Genomic DNA, 24,021 nt, shown 5'->3' with positions numbered 1-24,021 from the left:
CGCGAGTTTTCGGCGTATGGAATTGAATTAGGTACGCCGGAACAACGATTGGCGGCTTTTGCCGTAGTGGACGAGGCTACGAGTCCTTTGGATCGGACGAAGGCGATGGGACTCGTTGCCTCGTCCACTACAACCTCTCTTGGAACCATGGCTGCGGTGACCGAAAATCAATCCAACCGTGATGCGAACCACGATGCGGCTATGCGTTCGGTTCACACTTCGAATTTCCCTGACTTGTTGGACCAGCTGGGCGTCACGCTGTTGGTTACCACTTACCAGGCCGGAAAGTTGGTGATGCTGCGTAGCGATCAGGGTGTACTGAATACTCACTTTCGGCTGTTTGATAAGCCGATGGGGTTGGCGGTGGATGCCAATCGAATTGCGATCGGAACCGCGATGCAGGTTCACGAATTTCACAATATCCCTGCAGCGTGCAACCGTTTGCAATCATCGCGTCCCCACGATGCCTGCTTCCTGCCCCGGGTGACACACCATACCGGGGACATCGATGTTCACGAGATGGCTTGGGCTCAGGATGAGTTGGTTTTTGTGAACACGCGGTTTTCTTGTTTGGCGAAACGCAGTGGGACGTACAACTTTGTTCCTGTTTGGCGACCCCCGTTCATCACCCAAAATGTTCCCGACGACTGTTGTCACTTAAACGGGATGGCGGTACGTGATGGTCACGTCCGCTACGTCACGGCACTAGGAGATTCGGATGAACCGGGCGGTTGGCGATCGAACAAGAAAGATGGCGGCGTGCTAATTGATGTGCAATCCAACGAAATTGCCGCACGTGGACTTTCGATGCCCCATTCGCCGCGTTGGCATGACGGCAAGTTGTGGCTGTTGGAATCGGGCACCGGATCGTTTGGCACGATCGATTTGGCGTCGGGTCGTTATGAGCCGATGGTGACATTGCCTGGTTTCACGCGAGGCCTTTCGTTTTACGGACCGCTGGCCTTCATCGGGCTGTCGCAAATTCGCGAGACGGCAGTGTTTGCGGGAGTCCCGATCGCCGATCTGCCTATGGAACAACGCTGCTGTGGCGTGTGGGTCGTGAATCTGCAAACAGCACAAGTGATTGCGTTCGTGAAGTTTGAAGACGCGGTACAAGAGATCTTTGCAGTCGAAGTCTTAACCGGTTCGCGTTACCCCGAACTGATCAACGAAGACCGCGAGTTGATGGCCAGCACGTACGAATTATCCGATACGATGCTCGTTGACGATTCAGGGACTGGAGATTTCTCGCCCGGTTGATTCCAATCCGCTGCGCTGTCCCAATCGGTGAACCGACGGCGTTAGCCGCGGGCCATCTACTTTGTCATTAACCACGTGGTTTTGTAACGGTGCGGCGCAAGCGGCTTGTTGGTTTAGTGAGCCGCTCGCGCGTGAGCGGCCGGGTTCCACGCATTACCCGGTGCCTTACGGCCCACGGCTCACTACTGCGATTTGCATCTCGATTAAATCAACAGCCCGCAAGCCGCGAGGTCCAATTTGCACGTTTCACTCGCTGCAACCGGACGGCTCGCGCCGCGAGCGCTACCAAAGTAGATGGCCCGCGACTAGCGCCGTTGGCTGACAGAATGATCGACGTTTCACCGGTCAATACCGGACGACCTGCTTACATCAAAAGAAAAAATGCTTTAGAGAACCTTTTCTGGCTGGTAATCACGCAACATCGGTTCGAATGCTTTACATCCGACCGACCAGTGCTGGAACTGGTACTTCAAAGGCTGGTTTCCTCGCTTGTCTGCTAACACCGCAGCAATTTGCCCGTACGCGTCTGCCTCGGTGACATGCCACCGAGTTCGATCGCGGAGGATCGCGTCTAACAGCGTCTCTACCTCATCGAGTTTTTCATCTTCAAACAGCAGGTTTGCCCATTGGATTTTAGCAAAGAAATAGTCGGGATGATCATGATGCAAATCGAGGATCAGTTGCCTGGCCTCGTCGCGTCGACCTTGCCCTGCGATCATGCTGATCAAGTTATGGCGAATATCTCGGGCACCTTGGTCTTCGGAGATCGCTTTGCGGAATAGCTTTTCTGCCTTCGCAAAATGACCATTGCGACCGCACTCCATGGCTTCGACGAGCAGATCGTTTAGTTCTTTGCTTCGTCGCGGAGGCGGCTCGGAATCGACATGCAAATCGAGCTTCAACAGGTTCTCGGGCAGCCAGTCGCCGCCAACCCAAAGTCGTTCCACGTTGCGACCATGAATTTGACACAACTTTCGTGCCAACATTCGGTCCACGATTGTGCCCCAACGACCTGATGCGAACGAGGCAATCGCATCGAGAATCGGGTCAGACAATGTTTTGCACTGGTAACAAAGCCTCAATATCAATTCTTTGCCAGACAACGGGCCTCGATCCAAGATTGCGCCCACAAGAGTGGGGTAGCGATCCAGTAATTGTTTTTTTAGCCGCTGGAGTGCATCTCGAGAATTCTGACTCGTCGATTCATGTAATAACCTAATCGTATGTTCGGCTAGCCAATATCCAAGCGGTAGAGGAGCTACCCCGATTTGGAGTTCGCTTCGTTGCTGCAGATCTTCACTCATTTCGTAAACTGTTTCGTCTCGAAATTTGCCTTCGCAGCGTTCCAAGACTGCCAAACCTTGGTCGCTCGCACCGACTCGTTGGTAGGCCCACGCCATTAACTTGGCATCACGAGCAAAGTAATGAGGTTCGACTTTGTCTTGCAGATCTTGATTTCGCTCCCAAAGATCGATCGCCAATTGAGGCTGATTGGCTTTGAAAGCCACTTCGATCAACGCGTTCAGCCCTTCACGTCGGTTTTCAGGAATGGTTGCTACCGATTGAAGTCGACGCTTGCACGAGTCCAAATCTCCGTGCATCCACTCTAACATCGCGAGGTTTGCGATCGCGATCCCGTCGTCTGAATGGATTGCGATTGTCTCGCTCGCATGTCGCTTTGCTTTTTCGTAGTCGCCCAACGCAATGGCTGTCATGACGAGATTGTTTTGCAATGGCAAAAAGCTCGAGAATCGTCTCAAGGCAACTTCGGCGTGACGATGTGCGTGTTTCAGCTGGCCATAGTACATCAACTCTTGAACGCGATCGTTCTCATACGAGGCTTCGTAAAGCTCTTCAGCCGAGAAGAGTTCATGCAATCGCGCGGGGTACTGATGCTGACTCAGCACGCCCTCGATTTTTGGCAATGCGTCTTTGGCTTGTGCTACCATGTCACCGTCCGCACCCGACTGGACGGCACGCGTCAGATCTCGATGCGCGAGATGAGCGTGCGCACATTGTAATGCCGCCATTCCGCTGATTGCGTAGAGCTCAGGATCGGCGAGTTGCCGGTCCATCATACCTTGAGCTGCAAACCGTACGACCTGAGCATCTTGGCGTTTGATGGCATCTTCAAGCAGCATTTCCATACGCCGCGGCGACAATTCACCTCGCAGCAACTTCATCACATTAAGTTGGTAGACATCCGTGTTACCGGACTCATGCGAGTCATCGATTCGCAAACCTGTTTCTTCTAGCTTGTTCTGCTTTTGGTTTAGCCTTTTGCGGCGTTTGACGAGGTCGCTTTTCCGAGTCTTACTCATAGGGTGATGCTTCTCGATGATCGATGGGTGGTTTTATCGTGGTTTAGGGTGGGTGATTTTGCGGATCGCAGTAATGGTTTCTTCGATCTGTTCGGCTCGAACATCCGCGGCGACGTCGCTGTAATAATCCGTCCGAATACCCAGCGAATCTTTCATCGCGGTGGCCAGTGGCGGATCGAGATCCAGAAAATCGTCAGCCATCTCGAAATCGCGATCACATAATATCTGATCGGCAAGGCTTTCGATCACGTCGTTCCACTGATCCATGTCCTGGCTATAAGCGGTTAGTTTTTCGGACGCTGCAAAACCCAAATCGACGGCGGCGAGGTCATCTTCGCCAAAACCATCCGCGTCATCGAAGCCGTCTTCGTCACAAAACCCTTCGTCATCACCGAAGTCTTCGTCGCTGAAACATTCGTGGTAAGCCCTGAGTGTCAGCATACGCAAATTCGGGGTGCGGTCATCGAACCAGTTGTCTTGATCCCAATCGTTCCCGTCCAAGCCAAGTCGCTGTTGATCAATCTCGTCCTCGATAAACTGGCGTAGCGTTTGAAAGATCGCATACACCCCGGCTTCAATGACCGCCGACGGGGCGAGCGTTTCAGCCGTGGGAGTGAATAGGTGTTCGGTAATTTGACGCAGCACGGCGAGCTGTTCGCTGGTCGTCAATTGATCAAACAGGGGGACGTCAAAATTCCAACGCCAATCGCCTTCCAAATTCTTAGGATCCGCGACTCGATCTTGCAGCCGATCGATCATGCAACCCAGCGATTCGCGAACGAGTTGGGCCTCGGCGCCGTTGAGAACCCGATCCCCGTCGAGTGTTTGCCATGTCATCTCGTTACTCCGTTATGTGTCATCCCGTTATCGTAGCGGAGACAACGCGGATGCGGAAACCACCGACACGATGGTTGGGCCTAAATCGACGCAATTGGCCCCGAATCACACGCAGCAAGCTCAATTCGCAGCATGCTCAAAATCAAGGCAAGATTGGGCGAGCGGCAGCGACCGCGGAATATCAGAATCTGCGAGGGGCAGAAGTGGGAGCATGCACAGCGGACGGATGATGCTAAGATAGCTCGCATCGACAAAAACAGTGAACTTCCGCGCCCTGCGGGTCTCGATTTGGTGCCAATGGGGGCGAGAGTAATAATTCAACGTGATTACGCGAGCGTGGGAGAAGGATGATGGCAAACGACGCAATCAGCGGCGACGAGAAGCGAGACGCCTTGGGAGAACCGGGGAGCTTTGGATCCGATGACGCTAAGAAACACAGCAAGTCCAACTCGATTATGCTGGTACCCTATCCAAAATTCATATTTATGTACCCCACGCTGATCGTCACGACGCTTGCTGCGATCGTGATGTATTTTGGGGGTTACCACTCCGTCGATCCCGACACTCAGACGTTACCGGTCGTGATGACCGGACTGTTTCTGGTCGTGATGATGGCAAATATGTTTGTGATCGTGTTTGATTTCCCGCGGGCCACCTCGCTGACATTGGTTTTCGTCTTGGCCACGATCGGGATGGGCATCTGGATGTTGACGTTGCTGAAACCTGATCTGTTGCCCACGATTGGGCACTTGTTCTCGGGGTTGCGGCCGGCGGCCAATACGACCTTCTTTGTCTGTACGTCGCTCGCGATGATGTTGATGTACATCGCGGTCTTTGTCAGCGTGCGGTTTGATTACTGGGAACTTCGCAACAACGAACTGCTGCATCACCACGGTTTTCTGAGTGACTTGAAACGCTATCCTGCTCCGAATCTGCGAGTCGACAAAGAGATCAATGACGTGTTCGAATTCCTGTTGCTCGGTGCCGGCCGCTTGATCCTGCACCCCACGACCGAGAAACGAGCGATCGTGTTAGACAACATTTTGTTCGTGGGAAAAAAAGAACGTGAATTGACTCGCGTGCTCGGTTCAATCAAAGTGCAAATCGGTAGCGACTCGTCCGGGTCGAACTAACAGCCGCCTCCCCACCTACCTTTCAAAGCTGTGATTTTCGAGTAGGCTGGATCCCTCGCTGACGCTTTTTGAAGTTGCGCTATTGTAATTTGCGTTGCAAGCTCAGTTTGCTGAAGTATCGTTTACAAATGGGTTGGAAAATCAATGTCGGCCAGCTTTCCAGGCTTGAACCGTGGCGGTGAAGAGACTGCACGCAAGTAATCACAGTTGCTCTAGCTGAGGCGTTCAAAGCAGAGGCACGCTAACGGCTTGGAAAGCCGTGCGACAATCGAAAGGCATTGACGCCGCTTGCTTAATCCGGCCTACTACTTTCCTAACCCGAAGCGTCAGCGAGGGACCGAAACAAGATCAGTTTTCCCTCGCTTATACATCGGGTTGTGAATAACGCGCAACCTCCCAACTCCCGCCCCAACATTCCCCCCGTGATTCAAAAACGCTTTTACGCCAGTTTTCTGGCGTGGTTGATCGCTATGCCTGTCGCCTCGGCAGCAAGCTGGACTCTCGTGCCAGAACGTTGTAACGACGTCGATATCCAACAACGCGACCAAGTGATTGAGATCCGAACCACGGGGAGTGATCCGTTTATCGTTGGTGAATTGAGCGAGATTGGTTCAGAAGACTCTGTGCTTCAGTTCGACTACTTCTGCGTCTCGGGCATTAAACAGGTCGAGTTGTTTTTGGGACGGCCCCATTACGGTGACACCCCGCTAAGTTTGCCGTCGATTCCCGTGGCTGAAACGTGGCAAACCTACATCACGCCTGTGCAATTCGATCCGCTGCGACACAGTGACCCGGCACACCAAACATTGCGGCTCGATCTGGGGCGAAAGCCCAACGTTCGGATCCAACTTCGGAACTTCCACACGCGAGCAAAGACGGCTCGAGAAAAAGAGCTGGAATCTAAAGAACAGCAATTGCGACAACAAAAGGTCGCCAAGGCCGAACGGATTCGCAACTACCTTTCGCAATCGTTTCCAGCCCGAATCGATTCGGTGATCGTTGACCAAGACACCGTTACGATATCATCGTCATCCTTGCCCACGCCGCTCACGGCGCCGGATTTGCGGATCATCGAATGCCCGCCGTGGCAATCGATCGGCCAATCCGCCGTGCCCACCAAAGTCGACGCAACGGTGCAGCTTCATGGCCGTCAAGCAACCGTGGTCGTGCCGCAGTTCGACGGGAAACGCGATCGATTGCAGAGCGGCTGGCGGCTGGTGCGATCGGTATCGGGGCAATCGTTAAACCTCACGCCACGGTCGTTTGCTACCGAGATCAACGTGGTCGGCGACAACCATTCACCTCATCGCCCGGTGCCTGCGAATCAGAAAGGGTTGGGCGGTATTGGTCTGCATGGGCCAATCGATGAACTCAAAGAACTTGGGGTCACTGCGATCACCGTCAATATCGCGATCAATGCCTTCGTGAAAGAATCGCCCGGACAAGGACGAATCAAAATCCGGACCTCTGGCGAACCCGTTTATTTCGACACCCTCACGCTATCGCACTACGACCGCGTGATGAACTGGGCTCGGGAAAACAACGTGGTCGTTTCGGCCATCATCCTGATACCGACACCTCGTGCTGGCACAGACGCCTCACCGCTGGCTCATCCCGAACATGACGGCGGCATCTATACGATGCCCGATTTGACCACGCGTCGTGGAACCGACATCTACTCGTTTGTGATAAGCGAAATGGCGCGGCGGTACAGCAATACCGAAGCCGCTCCGGGAGGCATCACCAATTGGATCGCGCACAATGAAATCGACTTCCACACGGTGTGGACCAATATGGGATTGCAACCTCGTGAGATCGTGACGGAGTCCTACTATCGGTCGATGCGGATCATTCACAACGCGGCGCGCCAACACAACCCACACGCTCGTGTGTTCGCTTCCTTGACGCATCACTTTAACGTCCCCGAGGATAACCAGTGGCGGCAACTCTCAGGCCGTGAAGTGATCGAGTCTCTGCAACGCTATTCTGCCATGGAAGGCGACTTTGCTTGGGGTGTGGCCTATCATCCCTATCCTCAAAGCTTGTTCGCGTCGCTGCCCTGGAACGACACTCGCATCAGCGACGACTTTGATACGCCACTGATTACGATCCAGAATTTGCAGGTATTCGGTCGTTTTATGCAGCAAGAATCGATGCGTGATTCCGCTGGCAAGATACGTCCGGTGCTGTTCAGCGAGCAAGGTTTTCATACCGACTCGTACGACGCCGATGCTCAGGACCGTCAAGCCGCGTCGCTGCTGTATGCGATGAAAAAGGTTCGTGCGATGCCGATGGTCGAGTCCTTTCATTACCACCGCTGGATCGATCATCCCCGCGAAGGCGGATTGATGTTGGGTCTGAGGACGTTACCCAGCAAAGCGGAACCGTATGGCAAACGCAAACGCGCGTGGCAGGTTTACGAGGCGATTGGCACCGAGCGAGAAGAGCAAGTCAGCAAGGGTTTACCAACGCCATAACGGCTCGGTTTACGACTTACCCAGCACATGGCATGTCGAACCGATTTCGACCTGCAATGCCTCGGCACTTGCGGCGTCGATTGCCACCTCGTCACCGGACGGGTCGATCACAACCGTCGTATACACACTGGTAAAACCGTGGTGCGTACTACAGACGATGTGTTTTTCTGAGCCGCCCGTTTTTGAGTCACTCGGTTCGTCGGCGAGAATCGATTTGACGGTCAATTCCCGAGTTCGTTTAACCGCATTGATTTGCTGGGTTTCACAGCTAATCATCGGCCCGCCATCAAAGATGTCGACGAACGCGGTTTCACGGAAACCTTCCTTCTTCAGCATCGCTAGCGCGGGGGCGGTTTCATCATGCACTTGCCCGATTCCGTCGCGTATCTCGCTTGGTAACAGATCGAGAAAGATCGGCGAGTCGGGCATCAATTCTTCGATGAACTGTTTTGAAACCGTTGACAGTGCGTCGGCGATGGCAAATTCAATCGGGATGAACTTTCCTGCAATCGCTTTAAAGAAGGGGACCGTGCCGTCCTTGTCCGCTCGTCCTCGCATCTCGGCGATCACTCGATCGGCGAAGCGATGTGGTAGCATCGCGATCAAGGCGAAACGTGCCATCGACAACCAACGACCGAAGCCATGACCTCGGTATTTGCCACGCAGAAACAGGCTGCCGATTTCGGTCGGCCCATCATGGATCCGCGTTAGCAGCAGCGATTGACGTCGTTGGCGAACACCAAGCTGTTCGCTGACGTGCTCTGTTTCCACCAACTGATAAGCATAAAACGGTTGATAGCCTCCCGTTTTTGCATAGACCGTCGACGTTCCCGCGAGCTCTCCGGTTTGCTGGTTCACCAAGACCAAAACGTAGGGTTCACCGCGCGGTGACGGACCACTTCGCGAAAAGGCGAACTCGGAATGTTCAATGCGATCAAGCAGTTGATCGCGTTTCAGTTGCAAACTGGTTAACCCGCGTGTCGCCGATTTGACTAGCTCATGAAGTGCATCAAGATCGTCGATGCGAACGGCGCGAAGAACCCACATCGTTTCCGACCTCTTGTGATGACTCGTGGCACATCCGCGTGCGTCGCGGTTCAACTCTATTTTACCTGGTCTGGCTCGCGAAACAACGCTAACGATTTATCGAGCAGCGTGATCGCAGCGTCGATGTGCTCGGTCGTCGTGATTGCCGGCGCGGGCAAAAAGCGAATGCGTGTCGGATCCGCTCCGCAAACAAAGCCAAGCAAACCAAGGTCGTACATGATTCCCATCAACCGCTTCGCTTGATCAAAGCTGCCATCACCCGGTGTAAAGGCGATCATCATCCCTTCGCCAAACGGACCCGAGATCAATCCAGGATACTTTTTGACCAGCGTGTTCAGGGCGTTTTCAAAGTATTCGTGTCGCTTGATGTTCTGGCCATCCGCTCCGAAACAATTGCTTGCTTCGAGTGCGTCCAGGGTGGCAAGTCCCGTCGCGATCGACGACGAAGCCCCGGTGAACGTTTGGCTGAGGATCGGGCCGGTCGGTTTGAATGCTTCGCCATACAGTGTTGCACACACTTGCGTGATCTTGCCAATCGTGACGATGTCAGCGAATCGGTCGAGCCCGTAGTGCTGGAACGCAAACGGTTTGGACGTTCGCGAGAACGATTGGACTTCGTCAAAAATGATCGGAATGCCGGCTTCACGAATCGGAACGCACAAGGCCTCGAAAAAATCGTGGCTGCCCGGATAGTAGCCTCCTTCACCGGCGATCGGTTCTGCCCAAAACGCAGCGTAGCGACCGGGGTGTCGACTGAGCAAACGTTTCAGCTCCGCGACCGCTCGCTTGGTGCTGCCGTCGGGGTCGGCTTGGTCACGAAACGGCAGGTAATCCACTGGCAGTGCCAACGGCAAACCGGCTCGATAGTTGGGTCGATCGGTCAATGCGGCAAGTGCGATCGAGCGACCGGCAAACGCGTTTTCAAAAGCAATGATTCGGTTCGCAGGTGCCTTGTGGTGCAGCGCAATCTTCAGTGCGTTTTCGTTCGCCATCGCCCCGCTGGTCGACAACAAACAATGATCGAATTTCGCTCCTCCGGCGGTCGCCAATTTTAGCAACCGTTCGCACATCTTCAGACTTGGTGGATGTTGCTGCAGATTCCCCTGCATCACCGTGTCTTCGAGCGCCGCATCGATCGCCGCTTCGACCATTCGCGGGTCACTGTGTCCACAACCATGCACGCCGATGCCGCCGATGAAGTCGAGTTTGACGCTGCCGTCGGCCAATTGGACGTAGGGTCCGTTGCCCAAACCAGCCGAAAGGTACGGCCAAATCGGAGCCCCGCCGCGTGCTTGGCCCAATCGCTCGAGCATCGCTTGATAGCCGGGCACCAACGACTCATCCGCACTGCGAACATCGTCGATCGATTTTGCATGTTCGGCGACCGCTTCGGCGATCAAACGTTTCGCCTCGGCAACGCGAGGATCCGATCGAAGGGCTTCCGCAGCAGTCGCGGACGATTTGGACGTTGGATCAACCACAGCCATTGGCTCCGTTAGGGTTGGATAGTGAGTCTAGGAAGTTGGATTTGCCACATCACTTGATGCGTCAGTTTTTTCGTAGTGCTAAGCAGGTCGTTTGGTATATACCGGTGAAACGTCGATCATTCTGTGAGCCGACTGCGCTAGCCGCGGGCCGCGTCCAAATTGTATGGAAACATGCCCGCGGCTAGTGCCGTCGGCTCAATAAGTGACGGGTTTTCCCGTAGCGGAAGTCGTCAAGACTTTCGTTTTCCAGGCTGGTCGAAACTCTCGCGCGAGTTCCGCTACGTCAGTAATTACTCCGAAGGTCCTTTGCTGGTCTTGGCTCGCGTTGGGTGTTTCGTACCGGTTGCAAACGAGAGCAATCCCGTACAGGACACTTACTTTGCGATGCTGTTCGCTAAAAATGTCAAAACGGTGGCTGCCGCTGGCACGAGCGTCGCGGGAACACAATACTCTTCGCTGCTGTGTAGTTTATCGCCTGTAATCCCCATGGTGTCGATGTTGGGTAGATTCATTGCGGCCAGTTTACATCCGTCACACGCGCCGCCTGTGTCTTGCCAATCGATCGAGCGACCGACGGCGTTTGCCGCCGTCGCTACTTTGGCCTGCATCGCCACCAACGCATCATTAGAGCATTTTGGGGGCGAATGCAGCATCCCGTTTAGCTCGACTTCGTAACCGTCGCCGCTGAATTGATCGCGAATCGCCTCGAGCATTGACTCGATCTTTTGCATCGCTTGGGTGTCCGTGACACGCACATTCAAGTGGACCGAAGCATAATCGGGGACACGGTTCAACGGTCCCCCGCCCGCGATCTTGCCCACGTTCAGCAGCACGCCGCCGTCGGGATCATGAAGTTCGGCAAGCTTCACGACAATTCGTGACAGATGCACAATCGCATTGCGACCGTGTTCGGGATTGCGACCTGCATGAGCCGAGCGTCCGCGAACAACAAAGGCAAACCCTCCCGATCCTTTTCGAGCTGCGACGAGTTTTCCATCAGGCAGCGTGGGCTCAAAGACCAGTGCGGCATCAAATTCGGGTGCCAATGCTCGCATCAACGGTTCCGAAGCGGTCGAGCCGATCTCTTCATCGGGATTGAGCAGGATCGAAACCCCCAAATCGGCAAACAGCCCAAATCGCAATCCCGCTTCGACCGCCATCGCGATCACGGCGATCCCCCCTTTGGCGTCCGCCGTTCCCGGCCCCAGTAATCGATCGCCTTGGTGAACGCAGCGATCGGCGGTGGTCGACCCAACTGCGGGATAGACGGTGTCGTAGTGGATCATCAACAAAATGCGTTGCCGAGCATCGGGTTGGTGGTGCCACAACAGTGCCGGCCCCGTCGGAGGGGCGTACCACTGGCCTGCGTCATCCAGTAGCCTCATCGAGCCCAGCGGAATTTGGTCAAACGAAACGCCAAAGCTGCGAAAGTCTGCGCAGAGCGTATTGGCCATTTGTTGCAACTGGGGCACATCCATCGACCACGAGTTTTGGTTGCACCAACGCTCGAGTCGATCGACCGAAGAGGCTTCTTGCGTGTGCATCCACTCGATTGCAGCTTGAATCTGTTCGGACATCATTTGGAATGAGATTAATAGTTGGCCATGACTTGGATTGGATTATCGGCGATTTCAGCGGTCCTGTTGGGCTTCTATGACGTTACCAAAAAGATAGCGGTGCGAAAGAACGCCGTGCCGATCGTTTTGTTGATCAGCGTTTCGTTCGGTGCTGCGATTTGGATGCCATTTATCTGCTGGTCGCTGTTTTCTCCGACCAGTGTGCCGCATCCGATTTTGAAAGTCGATTCGTTATCGTTCCGCGAGCACGGATTGTTATTGGCCAAGAGCATATTGGTGGGTGCTTCGTGGACCTTTGCATTTTTCGCCCTTAAACGGCTGCCGTTATCGATCGCGGCCCCGATTCGTTCGACCAGTCCGTTTTGGACGATCGCGATGGCGTCGCTGTTTCTACATGAACGGCCCAGTGGGGTGCAGTGGATCGGTATCGTGATCGTACTTTTGGCATTCTGGGCATTCTCGGCTGTTAGTCTTCGCGAGGGAGTTTCCTTTAAAAGTGATCGCGGCGTCGCGATGATGGTTGTGGCGACGATTCTTGGTGCGTTGAGCTCGATTTATGACAAGTATCTGTTGCAGACGGTTTTGATTGCTCCTTCGACCGTTCAGGCCGGGTTTTCGGTGTACTTAGTCCCCGTGATGGTCCCGATGGCCGCGATTTGGTGGCGAAGTGGCCGAAAAAACAAAGATTGTGAGCTGTCGGTTCACGCCTTATTCGAGTGGCGATGGGCGATTCTAGGTATCAGCCCATTGCTGTTAGCCGCCGATATCGTCTACTTCACCGCATTGGCCGATCCCGATGCGTTAGTTTCGGTGATCTCGGTCGTGCGGCGGTGTAGCGTGGTGATTGCGTTTCTGTTCGGTATTCGAGCCCTCGGAGAGGCCAATTTCTGGCCTAAAGCAGCTTGCGTGGTGACGATCCTTTGCGGTGTCGCCCTGCTCGTCCTAGGGGGGTGAGGGCTGGTGTCGTGCTTTTCAGTCGAGCCGAATCCCCGTATCTTATACGGCACTGTATCTTTCTGGGGCTGTGACCGGCGTGATGGTGACAGCTTTGTTTCAAATCAAGTGACGTGAAAAGCGAGTGGCAACCAACGTTGCTTCATGTTGATGAGCGAGATTCTGCTCTATTACAAACGTCCTGACCCAACCACTTGGGTGTACCTGTCGTCATTTTTGACGATCGGGTTGTTCTTCGTTTTTCATCGATTTTGGAGCATCCGCAACCTCGATATCTTCCTGTTGATCTTGCTGGCTCCAGGATTGTTGATGGTCCACGAGGGCCGCCGACGTCAATTGCAGGAAATCGAGTCGGAAGTCATTACGCATCGCCAAAACGAGAACCCTCCGGCGTCGACGAATTCCGCCAATGCCGACCTCGATCACGGCTCGGGGCTGAGAAACACAGGGCTGCGAAAATTAGTGGCTGCGGGCGGCCTAAATCCAACCCAACGAACCCCAGATGCGGCGGCGTCTTCCCCATCCAGCAAGCTCGGTTCGAGCGGCGGAGACGTCTTGGTCGCGCTGACTCAAGCGGTGCCTGCGGACGAGCCCATTGCCGAGGCGGCGTCCGAAGAAGCGTCGGTGCGAGCGGAAGCCGCGATCTTGGCCCAGCCGACTTTGCCGCTTGCTGCCGACTCGCCCGATTCGATCTCGGGGGTCGATGGCTTAACGGCCGATGGATCGCTTGCTGCCGATCCAGAGTCTGACGCCGACCACGCAGCCTCTTCGGATATCGATCCCGAGGATATTCGCCGGTACGGGTTCATCAGCTTGTTTGTCGTTCAATTCATGCTGCTGATTCGTTTGCTGCTAGATCCTTTGATGGTGCGTCGTCCGCTGTTGGACCCGAACCTCTCTAGCGGCGGTCTGACTTTTATCGGCGTTTCGTTATTCATCTTCATGATGGCAAACATTGTCGCCAGCACGCCACGAATCCAAATTGAACAGGGACCAAAACTGGGGCCAGGTTACGCATTGATGAACATGCTGCCGGCGATTCCAACTCGCCCGGTGACCGACGCCTTGGCCGGTTCCACGCTGGGTGGCGAGAACGATTTGGATGCATCGCAAAGCCGGCTGGCCACGATTGCCAAGGTGTTGGCGATCCTCGCTCATGCGGCGATCGTTTCGGGCATCGTGTTGATCGGCAATTGGCATTTCGGCAATATGCGAGCCGGCGTGGGATGCGCGACGCTGTATTTGCTGATGCCGTATACCGCACAAATGACCGGCCGGGTCGACCATGCGCTGCCCGCTGCCTTGCTGCTGTGGGCGGTCTTGTTTTATCGCAAACCGCTCGTCGCAGGCATCTTTCTGGGGCTTGCCGCTGGACTGGTGTACTACCCGTTTTTCTTGCTGCCGCTATGGATCAGTTTCTATTGGCGACGTGGCGTATGGCGGTTCACGATCGGCGTCGCAGTAATGCTCGGTCTGCTGATGATGTTGCTGTCGCTCAGTGGGGTCGAATCGCTCGTCGATCACTTGCGAACGATGTTTGGTCTGTTCAAACCTGAAACGAAATCCAATATTTTGGGTGGCATTTGGGGATTGGGCTGGAATCCAATATGGCGATTGCCGGTGATCGTGGGATTTGTGATCCTCTGTTCGTTCTTTGCCGCTTGGCCGGCTCAAAAGAATCTCGGAACCCTGATTGGATGTTCGGCTGCCGTGATGGTGGGTGCCCAGTTCTGGCACGGTTATGGCGGCGGACTTTACATCGCCTGGTTCCTGCCCCTGTTGTTATTAACCATTTTTCGTCCCAACTTGCAGGACCGTATTGCCTCAAAAGTAGTCTCGGATTCCTCGAGTAAAAAACGACGCCCGGTAGCGTTGGAGGTAGATGCGGCTTGACGGATCTGAACGTGAACTCTGGCCCGCATGTGAACACAGGCCTCAATACGAATACGAGTCCCGATGCGAATACGAGTGCCCAGCCGAGTCATGCCGGCGAAGCCCTCAACCGCTATCGTGAACACTTAGCCGAAATTCAAACCGAGCGTGATCACTTAAAAGTTCGCGATCGGACCTACGGCACCATTCGTGTCGTGTTGTTTCTGTTGGCGCTTCTGTTTTGGGTGGTCGGCTATTACGGCGACGTCACCATTGCACAACCGATTGGCTGGGCGGCGTTTATCGGCTTTATCGTTGCGGTGGTTTTAAACGAACCGGTTCGTGATCGAATCGATGCGCTGCGACGTGAACGCTCGGTGTTCCGCCGTTTGGTCGCAAGGATCGAGCGTGATTGGGATCGCTTGGCCACCGCCAGCCTATCGCGGCAACTTGGCGAAGTCGCGTTGCCAGCGGGCCAGCGGGATGCGGCGGCCGATTTGGATCTGTTGGGCCGAGCGTCGTTGTTCCATTTGGTTTCGATGACCGCGACCACACCCGGTATTCGCACGCTCGCGTCGTGGTTGACCGGACCGGCGATTTCCAGCGATGCGATCGAGCGAACCAAGGCAATCGAAACCCTGGCACCCCTGCGCGAAGAGCGACTGCGGTTCTACGTGAATGCACGCAAAGTCGCCGAAAGCAGTGGTGATCCCGACCGATTCACCACGTGGGCGACCGGGCCGCGTTGGTTGGCATCACGCAAATGGTTGTCTGGATGGGCCAACCTCTCAGCAATCCTGGCGATCGCGTTTGTGCTCGCGATGCTGCTTGGCTTCCTTGTGCTGGGGTCAGCAACGTGGTTCAAAATTGGACTGTTTGGGTTGCTTGCCGTTGGCATTATTAACGTCACCTTGACTGGCGTTGCACTCGGACCGGCTCATGCGATCTTTTCCATCGCGATGGCCAGCCGTGGTGCCGTGGACGATTATCGCGAGCTTTTTGCCGCTGCCGAGCGACTGCCTACCGACACCGACGCGAGCAACACCGACGCGAGTAAAACCGCTCACTTGCAAAATATCCGCGATACGTTGGTCGCCAGTCCACGCTCTGCTGCCGCCGGAATGTTGGCGTTACAAAAAGTGGCAGCCGCTGGGGCGCTGCGGCAATCGGCGGCGACGTTTTTGATTTACTTGCCGCTGCAAGCGTTCGCACTTTGGGATGTCCGAGTGCTGAAACGACTCGAACAATGGCAAGAGGACTACAGTGATGTAGTCGCCGGTTGGTTCGAGTCGCTTGGGCAATTTGAATCGCTGATGTCGTTGGCAGCGCTTCGCGACGAGTATCCAAGTTGGACCACGCCAGAGTGGAAGAACAATTCGAGTGATCGCTCCGTTGAAGCGATCGGGATCGGCCATCCGCTGCTGACTGATGAGACTCGCGTCCGCAATGACGTGACCGTGGGACCACCTGGCACGCTATTGCTTGTGACCGGCAGCAACATGTCGGGCAAGAGCACGATGCTACGGAGCATCGGACTGAACATCGCATTGGCAGGAACCGGAGCACCCGTGTGTGCCACGCGGTTTGCATTGCCATCGATCGAATTGGCGACCAGTATTCGTGTCAGCGACAACCTCAGCGAAGGGGTTTCGTTCTACATGGCCGAGCTTCATCGTTTGAAACAGGTAGTCGATCACGCCCGCCGCTTGGCCGAAAAAGAAGACCGAGTATTGTTGTTTTTGCTCGATGAAATATTGCAAGGCACCAACAGCCGCGAACGGCAAATCGCAGTGGTTCAAGTGTTGCGGCACCTGATTGGGCTCGAGTCGATCGGCGCGATCAGCACGCACGACTTGGAACTGGCGGACGAACCCGAGTTGAATTCGATTGCTCACACCGTCCATTTCCGCGAGACCATTACGACTGGTGACGACGGCAAAGACACGATGACGTTCGATTATCAAATGCGGCAAGGCGTCTCACCCACGACCAACGCCCTGCGGTTGTTAGAAATGGTAGGGCTAGGACCGAAATCCTAATCCCATTGTCGCCCGGCTTTCCAAGCCGAAAGCGTAATCGCGATAGCGATGTCAGCACGTAGCCATGGGCGCAGGGTCTGGATTGCTAAAACTTTGGGCTTGTTGTGATTTTTGGTTGCGCGGGTTTTCTGCCACCTCTCCCCCGACTTCGTCGGTGGAGAGGTAACTGCAGTTTTATTTCTGCGGGCTCACGCCCGCAGCTAAGTGCAGGCACCGCTCCGCGGTTTAAGTCCGCGGGTCAATCCCGCGAGAGCCCTCGCTACGTGGCCACCGTTTCCACTTCGTTGATCGTGTTGATTAACATTCGCAATCGACCGAGTGCTCGACGGTTGAAATGGAACACCAATCGCGGCAAATGAGCGAGGTCGGGTTCGCCGATCTCGTCCGGCAGCGCTGCCGATTGCTCGAACGTGCCGTCGACAAGAATGTCGCTAAACTGTTCGCGGATCATTTGGAGCGACTCTTCCGTCAGTTTTTTCTGCAAGCGAAAAACGAGTCGGTCGCGGACGTATCGCAAACTGTGATAGTTGCGATAAAACTGCAACATCTCGTGGATTGCTTCATCGACCGAATTCGTGATCTTGTAGAGATTTACGTCCTCGGGGCTGACCATGCCGTTATTGAGCAATTGCTTTTCGAAGAACACGCCCAAATCACGCCAATAGCTGCCTTCGGGTGAGTCTAACAAGACCAACGGGATCATCGTCTGTTTTCCGGTCTGCATCAACGTTAACGTTTCGAGCGCTTCGTCGAGCGTACCGAATCCACCGGGACAACAAATCACTCCACTGCACTCTTTGACGAACATCAACTTGCGAGTGAAGAAGTACTTCATCGTGACAAGTTTGGCGTCACCTTGGATATAGGGATTGGCACTTTGCTCAAAGGGCAACATGATGTTCAGCCCCATCGAAGCTTCGCGGCCCGCGCCGCGGTGTCCCGCTTCCATAATGCCACCACCTGCACCGGTGATCACCATCCATCCGTGCGATGCAATCCGGCGACCTAGTTCGACAGCACTTTCGTATTCGGGGTGTCCCGGCTGAGTTCGTGCGGAACCAAAAATGGTGACTTTGCGGCGTTTGCGGAAAGGGCGAAAGACCTTGAAGGCGTATCGCAATTCACGAAGCGTGCGCGACAAGATTTTCAGATCGCCGCGAGCCGTATTGTCTTTCTCGAGTCGATCGATGGTGTGACGCATGACTTGTAAAATGTCTTGCGTTTCGATCGTCGATATCGGTTCGTCCGCCGGCTGGGGACGCTGAAGTTCATCTTCGCCAATGGCTTCGTCGGGCAGACGTTTATGGTCCATGTGTCCTTCAGTGCCTATTCAGTGATGCAAATGCTCAAAGGAGCAGAGTCAGTGCAACGTGTATTTCTAGTAAATCAAGATCTCGGTATGCCAGTGTAACGTGCTCGGGTCCGCCGAGGGAAGCTCGTTGGTTGCGACCACGAGCTCCCTGTTCTGCGGCATACAAATTAAGCTGCCTTGGCGAGCTTCTCTTCTTCGCTAGCAACCGACTGCATGGGTCGAATGCCGAGTGATCTGCCGAGTACGATTGCCATCGGAGCGGCTGCGAAACTCAACAAAGCACCCATTTTCACAGAATCTTGATCCAATCCAGGGACAGTGAATGCCGCAACCGAGACGAACAAAGCAACGGTAAATCCAATTCCGGCAATCATCCCCAGCGTCACCACATGGCGATAATCCATTCCGGCAGGCTTTTCGAGTTTCAATCCTTTCTCAGCGAACAACGTCAGCAAGGTGATTCCGACGGGTTTGCCAATCAGCAATCCCGCCAACACAACCCAGGTTCCCGTACCCAGACTGCTCATTACGACCCCCGCGTTAGCTAAACCGAACAGCCCCAGCCCAAATTCGACCGGCAATTTCCAAGAGTGTTCAAACTCATTGAGCGTGTCGTGCCGATCCATTTCCTCGCGAGCGAAGATGCCAAGGTCGGTGTGAGCGTGAGGCAGCAAGGGAATGATCGGAACCAAACCCAAAGCCGGATGAATGTTGGCCTGATAAAAACTAAACCACGAAATGACTCCCGGACCAATCAGATAGGCCCAGTGAGAATGAACTTTCGAGCGGCGCAGTTGCATCGTGAGCAACATTGCCCCGACGGTCAGTAACAACCATTCGGGTCGGATTTCGGCTTGCGGATAAAACACGGCCAGAATGATCAAGCCGGCTGCATCGTCCGCGATCGCCAACAACAATAAAAACGCAATCGCAGGATGGCTGGCACCAAAGATGAATCGGGCAATCAAGTAGCTAAACGCGATATCGGTCGCACAAGGGATCGCCCAACCTTTGCCGAGCGAATCATGCGTTCCTGTGAAATAGGTCCCCGCGATGTAAATCAGTGCGGGTCCCAAAATGCCACCGACAGTGGCAAGCAGCGGAGTCGCTGCCTTTTTCGGATCGGCCAGTGAACCGCCGGGCAGCAGCGATTCCCAAACCTCCTTTGCCGCGATCGCAAAGAACAATGCCATCACGATATCGTTGACAAAAAAGTGCAGTGTAAAGCCATGCGAGTTCGCATGTTCGGCGGCATCATGACCACCAGCGTGAGTGGCGGTAAACAACGACGCCAAATCAAAGTTCACAAACGCTTGATAGCTGGGCGAATGAATATTGGCCCATACCAGAGCCGACACCGCCCCCAGGATCAGTAAGAAAGAATTATCGATCAGTTTGCGAACAAGTCCGCGTTGTTTTGGTTGCCCCGACATCAGATCACGCTGCCCCAGCTTTGAAGTTGAATTCGGCAGCCTCGTAAAGGTGAGGCTGCACGTCATCAAGGGTGGGTCACTCTGCCGAGCGCGACTTCATTTCGCTGTGAAGCTTTCGTGTCAAAATCGTCCGGTGAGGCAGCCTGCGACGACTGTGCCGAACAGGAGTGGCGACTAGCGGGAGAAAAAAACTAAAATTAGATCTCCAAAGCTCGTCTACGGCACGTTTTATCCATTTTTAAACAGCATATTGGAGTCCATTCTGCATTTGGGCGAAGCTCAATCATCGACCCATTCACACCGCAAAATCGCTAGAATCGAACTTTGACGTCGCTTCGAAGTCGTTAGTCCGGTCACCCCAATCGCAAGCAAACGAGGACAAATATGTTGAGGGGAATCCATCATGTTGCGATCATTTGCTCGGATTATCAGCGGTCACGTCATTTCTACACAGTTGTGCTTGGATTGGAGATTGTCGCTGAGAATTACCGAGGCGATCGCGACTCGTACAAACTCGATTTGAAGTTGTCCGATGGTACTCAGATTGAGCTTTTCTCGTTCCCAGATGCTCCCACGCGGCCGAGCTACCCGGAGGCTCAAGGATTGCGGCACCTCGCTTTTGCAGTCGCTTCGATCGAGATATTTACCGACCATTTGCAGTCGCACGATATCCAAGCGGAACCGGTCCGCATCGATGAGTTTACGGGCAAAAAGTTCACTTTCTTCCAAGATCCCGACGGCTTGCCGCTAGAGCTCTACGAAGTCTAACGCAACCGGCTGAATCGCGGTCCCGCGGTCCTCCGTCGCTGTCGTTCGGAAAATTACGAAAAAGGTGACTTGCCGGGACGCTATCGTCTCTTAGCGGGCCCACTGCGTTCAATGTGCTCGAAAAGTCTGACACTAGCAGCTCACCTCTCGTAGTAGACTCTCAGATGCGAATCGCCGTTGTTGGATCAGGAATCAGCGGAAATCTTGCTGCTCGTATTTTGTCGGCAGAGCATCAAGTGGATGTCTACGAAGCGTCGTCGCATATCGGAGGCCATGCGCATACCGTCGATGTTCATGCCTATGGTCGTGATGTGGCCGCCGATGTCGCCTTCATGGTATTGAATCGTCGTACCTACCCTAATTTCTGCCGTATGTTGCAGTTGTTGGGAGTCGAGACGCAAACGAGCGATATGAGTTTGAGTGTGCGTTGCCAGCGGACAGGATTGGAGTACCAAGGTAGTTCACTGAACGGTATTTTCGCTCAGCGCCGCAATCTGCTGCGTCGCTCGTTCTATAGGATGTTGATCGACATCGTACGTTTTAACCGCCACGCGATCGAGTTCTGTGACCATGGTGATGATCAACGGCCTCTCGGACAGTTTCTGAACGATGTCGGACTGGGCACGGAGTTCCGCAGTCATTATTTGATACCGATGTCCGCAGCGATTTGGTCCGCCGATCCAGCTTGTCTGGACGACATTCCCGCAAAATTCATACTCGGCTTTTTTCGCAATCATGGACTGTTGCAACTAAATGACCGCCCGCAATGGTTAACGGTAGCACGGCGGTCGCGGAATTACGTCACCGAATTGATGCGACCGATTCGTCACCGCGTCTTTTTAAATTCATCGATTTCCGGCGTCCAGCGAATTGCCGCAGGTGTGCGATTGAACTTTGCCAATCGCGAGTCGGTTCGCTATGACCACGTTGTCATTGCAACTCACGCGGATCAAACGCTTGCAATCTTGGCTGACGTGACACAGGCGGAACGTGACATACTGAGCGGATTTCGATATCAACCCAATGCCGCCGTTCTGCACACGGACGAGTCGGCGTTACCGGTCCGGCGGCATGCATGGGCGAGTTGGAACTACCACATTCCGGAACAGCAAACAAACCAAGCGAGCGTCACCTACGACTTGAATCGGCTGCAAAGTCTTGGTCTGCCAGGGCCCCTTCTTTTGACTTTAAATCCGACCTTCGAAATCGATGCGCAAAAGGTAGTGCAACGGTTTGAGTTCCAACATCCCGAATTCTCAACGGATTCGGTTCATGCTCAACATCGATTTGATGAGATTAATGGACGCGATCGGATCAGTTTCTGTGGAGCGTATTGGGGTTACGGATTTCACGAAGACGGTGTGAACAGTGCCTTGGCAGTGGCGCGTCCGTTCGGACTGGACTTGGACGTACTGTCGCAATCGGCTGATACGCCAAGTCATCTCGTTCCCGTTTTTTCAGGAGCGTGAGTGTGATGATGAGTTGTCTTTATCGCGGTCAGATCCTGCATCGGCGTCTTTCACCTAAACATGAATTTCAATATGCCACCTCGTGGGCCTACCTCGACTTGACCGAGGTGGAAACACTCGTGCATTCAAAATGGTGTTTGAGTAACAAGCGATTTGCACCCGCAGCGTATCGCCGAGTGGACCACTTTGGCGACCCAAACGTGTCGATGCAGGAATCAGTCCGCCGAATTGTCCAACAAAAGACAGGAATCGAATTCAATGGTTCGATTCGCTTGCTGACTCAGTTGCGTCACTTCGGCGTCTATTTCAGCCCGATCAATGTGTTTTATTGCTTTGGCGAACAAGGCGAGTTGGTTTGTCTGGTTGCCGAAGTCAGCAATACACCGTGGAACGAGCGTCACTGTTATGTGCTTTGGGAAGGCAATCGGCTGGCAAATTCAACGAGTCGTTATTCCCACCCCAAAGAATTCCATGTCTCTCCGTTTATGGGAATGGATTCACAATATCAGTGGCGAGTTCAGGTGCCGGCGGATACGTTGGATTTGTCGTTGGGCTGTGATCGTGAGGGAGATCGCATCTTTCAAGCCAACATGCACTTGAAACGGTTTCCGATCAGTGATGCTCAACTTGTTCGCAGCATGCTGCGTCGTCCCGTTGCAGCCGTGCACGTCGTCAGTGCGATCTACTATCAAGCTTTTCAACTTTGGATGAAAAAATGTCCGTTCTATCCCCACCCCCGCAAATCACTGCCGAAAACTGTGGACACGGTCACGCCATTGGACGCGCAACCGAAGGAGTCCGAATTGGTCGAGCAGGACTAGCGGCGACTGCACTTCGTCAAGCGGTGTTTGCCAAGTTGGGCGGTATCGTTGGCGGATCGATCACGGTCGTCGATGGGCATCTCCGTAAAACGTTTGGTGATACATCCGCAGATTTACGTGCAGTGATTGAGGTGCATGACCATCGGTTCTATCGCGCCGTTGCGATGCGGGGCAGTATCGGAGCGGGCGAAGCGTATCGCGACGGCTGGTGGTCGTGCAATGATTTGGTGGCATTGATCCAGATCTTTGCAAGAAACATGCAAGCGTCGTCGGAACTTGGTGGGTACTGGAGTTCGCTAGTCGATTTCGGTCGCAAAATTGCGCACTGGTTTAACCGCAACACGCGATCGGGAAGTCGCCGTAACATCGCCGCCCATTACGATTTGAGCAATCAGTTTTATCAGTTGTTTCTCGATCCAACGATGACTTATTCCAGCGGTGTGTTTACGGATGAAAACAGTTCGATGGAGGAAGCGTCGATCGAAAAGTACGATCGCATGTGTCGCAAACTACGGTTGTTACCTAGCGACCATGTATTAGAAATCGGGACGGGATGGGGAGGATTTGCCGAGCATGCCGTCAAGCACTATGGATGTCGCGTGACGACGACAACGCTATCGCAAGCACAGCATGATTACGCACGGCAGCGATTCCAGGCCGCCGGGATCGACGATCGTGTGACACTGTTGCTTTCGGATTACCGTGACCTCACAGGTCAGTTCGATAAGCTGGCCTCGATCGAGATGGTCGAAGCCGTCGGCCACGAGTACCTCAACACATTCTTTGCAAAGTGTTCGAGTTTGTTGAAAGCGGACGGGTTGTTTGCCTTTCAAGCGATCACGATTCCCGATCAACGCTACGAACAATACATCCGCTCGGTCGACTTTATTCAGAAGTACATCTTTCCCGGCGGTTGCTTGCCGTCGCTAGGTGCGATGACTCGCAGCGTAGGACGAGTCACCGATTTTCAGTTCGCTCACATCGAAGACTTCGCCGAACACTATGCACGTACGCTCGATCATTGGCGGACGCGATTTCACGCGAACGCGGATGCGATTGGCAATCTTGATATGACTGAATCCTTTTTGCGATTATGGGATTATTACCTCTGTTATTGCGAAGGGGCTTTTCGCGAAAAACAGATCGGTGTGTGTCAGGTGTTGCTGCAGAAGCCTCGTTATCGCCAGACTCCTTCGTTCCCGTCGTTAGGTTGA

Annotated in this window: 17 protein-coding genes; 10 read left to right on the top strand and 7 right to left on the bottom strand. The window is 54.2% G+C overall.

Translation table 11 applies throughout. The features are described from left to right. Positions 1-147: 147 nt before the first annotated feature. Positions 148-1,260 carry a TIGR03032 family protein gene (locus SH528x_RS37165; RefSeq protein WP_442508463.1) on the top strand — a complete coding sequence of 371 codons (1,113 nt, stop codon included), beginning with the start codon at positions 148-150 and terminating at the stop codon, positions 1,258-1,260. A 386-nt stretch (positions 1,261-1,646) separates the two neighbouring features. On the opposite strand, the gene SH528x_RS37160 is transcribed toward SH528x_RS37165, so the two are convergent. Together SH528x_RS37160 and SH528x_RS37155 are read right to left on the bottom strand one after the other, a co-directional pair. After that, positions 1,647-3,581, bottom strand: coding sequence for a hypothetical protein (locus tag SH528x_RS37160; protein WP_442508462.1), 1,935 nt, complete (start codon positions 3,579-3,581; stop codon positions 1,647-1,649). Between the two features lie 33 nt (positions 3,582-3,614). Beyond that, the gene (locus SH528x_RS37155) at positions 3,615-4,418 is read right to left on the bottom strand and encodes a hypothetical protein (protein ID WP_442508461.1); all 804 of its coding nucleotides are present in this window, start codon (positions 4,416-4,418) and stop codon (positions 3,615-3,617) included. Positions 4,419-4,765: 347 nt separating this feature from the next. Between SH528x_RS37155 and SH528x_RS37150 the strand changes: the two genes are divergently transcribed. Further along, entirely contained in the window at positions 4,766-5,551 is a 786-nt protein-coding gene (locus tag SH528x_RS37150) for a hypothetical protein (RefSeq protein ID WP_442508460.1), read from the top strand. 422 nt (positions 5,552-5,973) lie between these two features. Further along, positions 5,974-8,028: a DUF5722 domain-containing protein gene (locus tag SH528x_RS37145; protein ID WP_442508459.1), complete on the top strand. Its 2,055-nt coding sequence runs from the start codon at positions 5,974-5,976 to the stop codon at positions 8,026-8,028. 9 nt (positions 8,029-8,037) lie between these two features. On the opposite strand, the gene SH528x_RS37140 is transcribed toward SH528x_RS37145, so the two are convergent. The 3 genes from SH528x_RS37140 to SH528x_RS37130 all read right to left on the bottom strand — a co-directional run bounded on the left by SH528x_RS37140 (position 8,038) and on the right by SH528x_RS37130 (position 12,142). Next, complete coding sequence (locus SH528x_RS37140) at positions 8,038-9,075, bottom strand: arginine N-succinyltransferase (RefSeq protein ID WP_442508458.1); 1,038 nt, start codon at positions 9,073-9,075, stop codon at positions 8,038-8,040. A gap of 56 nt (positions 9,076-9,131) precedes the next feature. Further along, complete coding sequence (locus SH528x_RS37135; protein ID WP_442508457.1) at positions 9,132-10,562, bottom strand: aminotransferase class III-fold pyridoxal phosphate-dependent enzyme; 1,431 nt, start codon at positions 10,560-10,562, stop codon at positions 9,132-9,134. A 374-nt stretch (positions 10,563-10,936) separates the two neighbouring features. Continuing rightward, positions 10,937-12,142: a hydrolase gene (locus SH528x_RS37130; RefSeq protein ID WP_442508456.1), complete on the bottom strand. Its 1,206-nt coding sequence runs from the start codon at positions 12,140-12,142 to the stop codon at positions 10,937-10,939. 24 nt (positions 12,143-12,166) lie between these two features. Here SH528x_RS37130 and SH528x_RS37125 point away from each other — a divergent pair, with 24 nt between their 5' ends. The 3 genes from SH528x_RS37125 to SH528x_RS37115 all read left to right on the top strand — a co-directional run bounded on the left by SH528x_RS37125 (position 12,167) and on the right by SH528x_RS37115 (position 17,004). Further along, on the top strand, positions 12,167-13,093 hold the full coding sequence (locus SH528x_RS37125; protein ID WP_442508455.1) for an EamA family transporter: 927 nt from the start codon (positions 12,167-12,169) through the stop codon (positions 13,091-13,093). 150 nt (positions 13,094-13,243) lie between these two features. After that, entirely contained in the window at positions 13,244-14,986 is a 1,743-nt protein-coding gene (locus SH528x_RS37120; protein WP_442508454.1) for a hypothetical protein, read from the top strand. A gap of 11 nt (positions 14,987-14,997) precedes the next feature. Further along, positions 14,998-17,004 carry a MutS family DNA mismatch repair protein gene (locus tag SH528x_RS37115; RefSeq protein ID WP_442508453.1) on the top strand — a complete coding sequence of 669 codons (2,007 nt, stop codon included), beginning with the start codon at positions 14,998-15,000 and terminating at the stop codon, positions 17,002-17,004. 259 nt (positions 17,005-17,263) lie between these two features. On the opposite strand, the gene SH528x_RS37110 is transcribed toward SH528x_RS37115, so the two are convergent. Further along, positions 17,264-18,316: a TIGR00730 family Rossman fold protein gene (locus SH528x_RS37110; RefSeq protein ID WP_442508452.1), complete on the bottom strand. Its 1,053-nt coding sequence runs from the start codon at positions 18,314-18,316 to the stop codon at positions 17,264-17,266. 167 nt (positions 18,317-18,483) lie between these two features. Beyond that, entirely contained in the window at positions 18,484-19,749 is a 1,266-nt protein-coding gene (locus SH528x_RS37105; RefSeq protein WP_442508451.1) for a Na+/H+ antiporter NhaA, read from the bottom strand. A gap of 384 nt (positions 19,750-20,133) precedes the next feature. Between SH528x_RS37105 and gloA2 the strand changes: the two genes are divergently transcribed. The 4 genes from gloA2 to SH528x_RS37085 all read left to right on the top strand — a co-directional run bounded on the left by gloA2 (position 20,134) and on the right by SH528x_RS37085 (position 24,021). Continuing rightward, positions 20,134-20,517, top strand: a complete 384-nt coding sequence (gene gloA2, locus SH528x_RS37100) for an SMU1112c/YaeR family gloxylase I-like metalloprotein (protein WP_442508450.1) — start codon at positions 20,134-20,136, stop codon at positions 20,515-20,517. Positions 20,518-20,681: 164 nt separating this feature from the next. After that, positions 20,682-21,986 (top strand): NAD(P)/FAD-dependent oxidoreductase, encoded by a 1,305-nt coding sequence (locus tag SH528x_RS37095; protein WP_442508449.1) that lies wholly within the window; start codon positions 20,682-20,684, stop codon positions 21,984-21,986. A 5-nt stretch (positions 21,987-21,991) separates the two neighbouring features. Next, positions 21,992-22,807 (top strand): DUF1365 domain-containing protein, encoded by an 816-nt coding sequence (locus SH528x_RS37090; RefSeq protein WP_442508448.1) that lies wholly within the window; start codon positions 21,992-21,994, stop codon positions 22,805-22,807. After that, a complete protein-coding gene (locus tag SH528x_RS37085; protein ID WP_442508447.1) occupies positions 22,702-24,021 on the top strand; it encodes a class I SAM-dependent methyltransferase in 1,320 nt (439 codons plus the stop codon). Before SH528x_RS37090 ends, SH528x_RS37085 begins: the two co-directional genes overlap by 106 nt.

Origin of the sequence: Novipirellula methanifontis (assembly GCF_052161655.1) — a bacterium.
Classification (GTDB): Bacteria; Planctomycetota; Planctomycetia; order Pirellulales; family Pirellulaceae; genus Novipirellula.
Note: the sequence above shows the minus strand (reverse complement) of the source record. Positions and strands in the feature narration are given on the sequence as shown.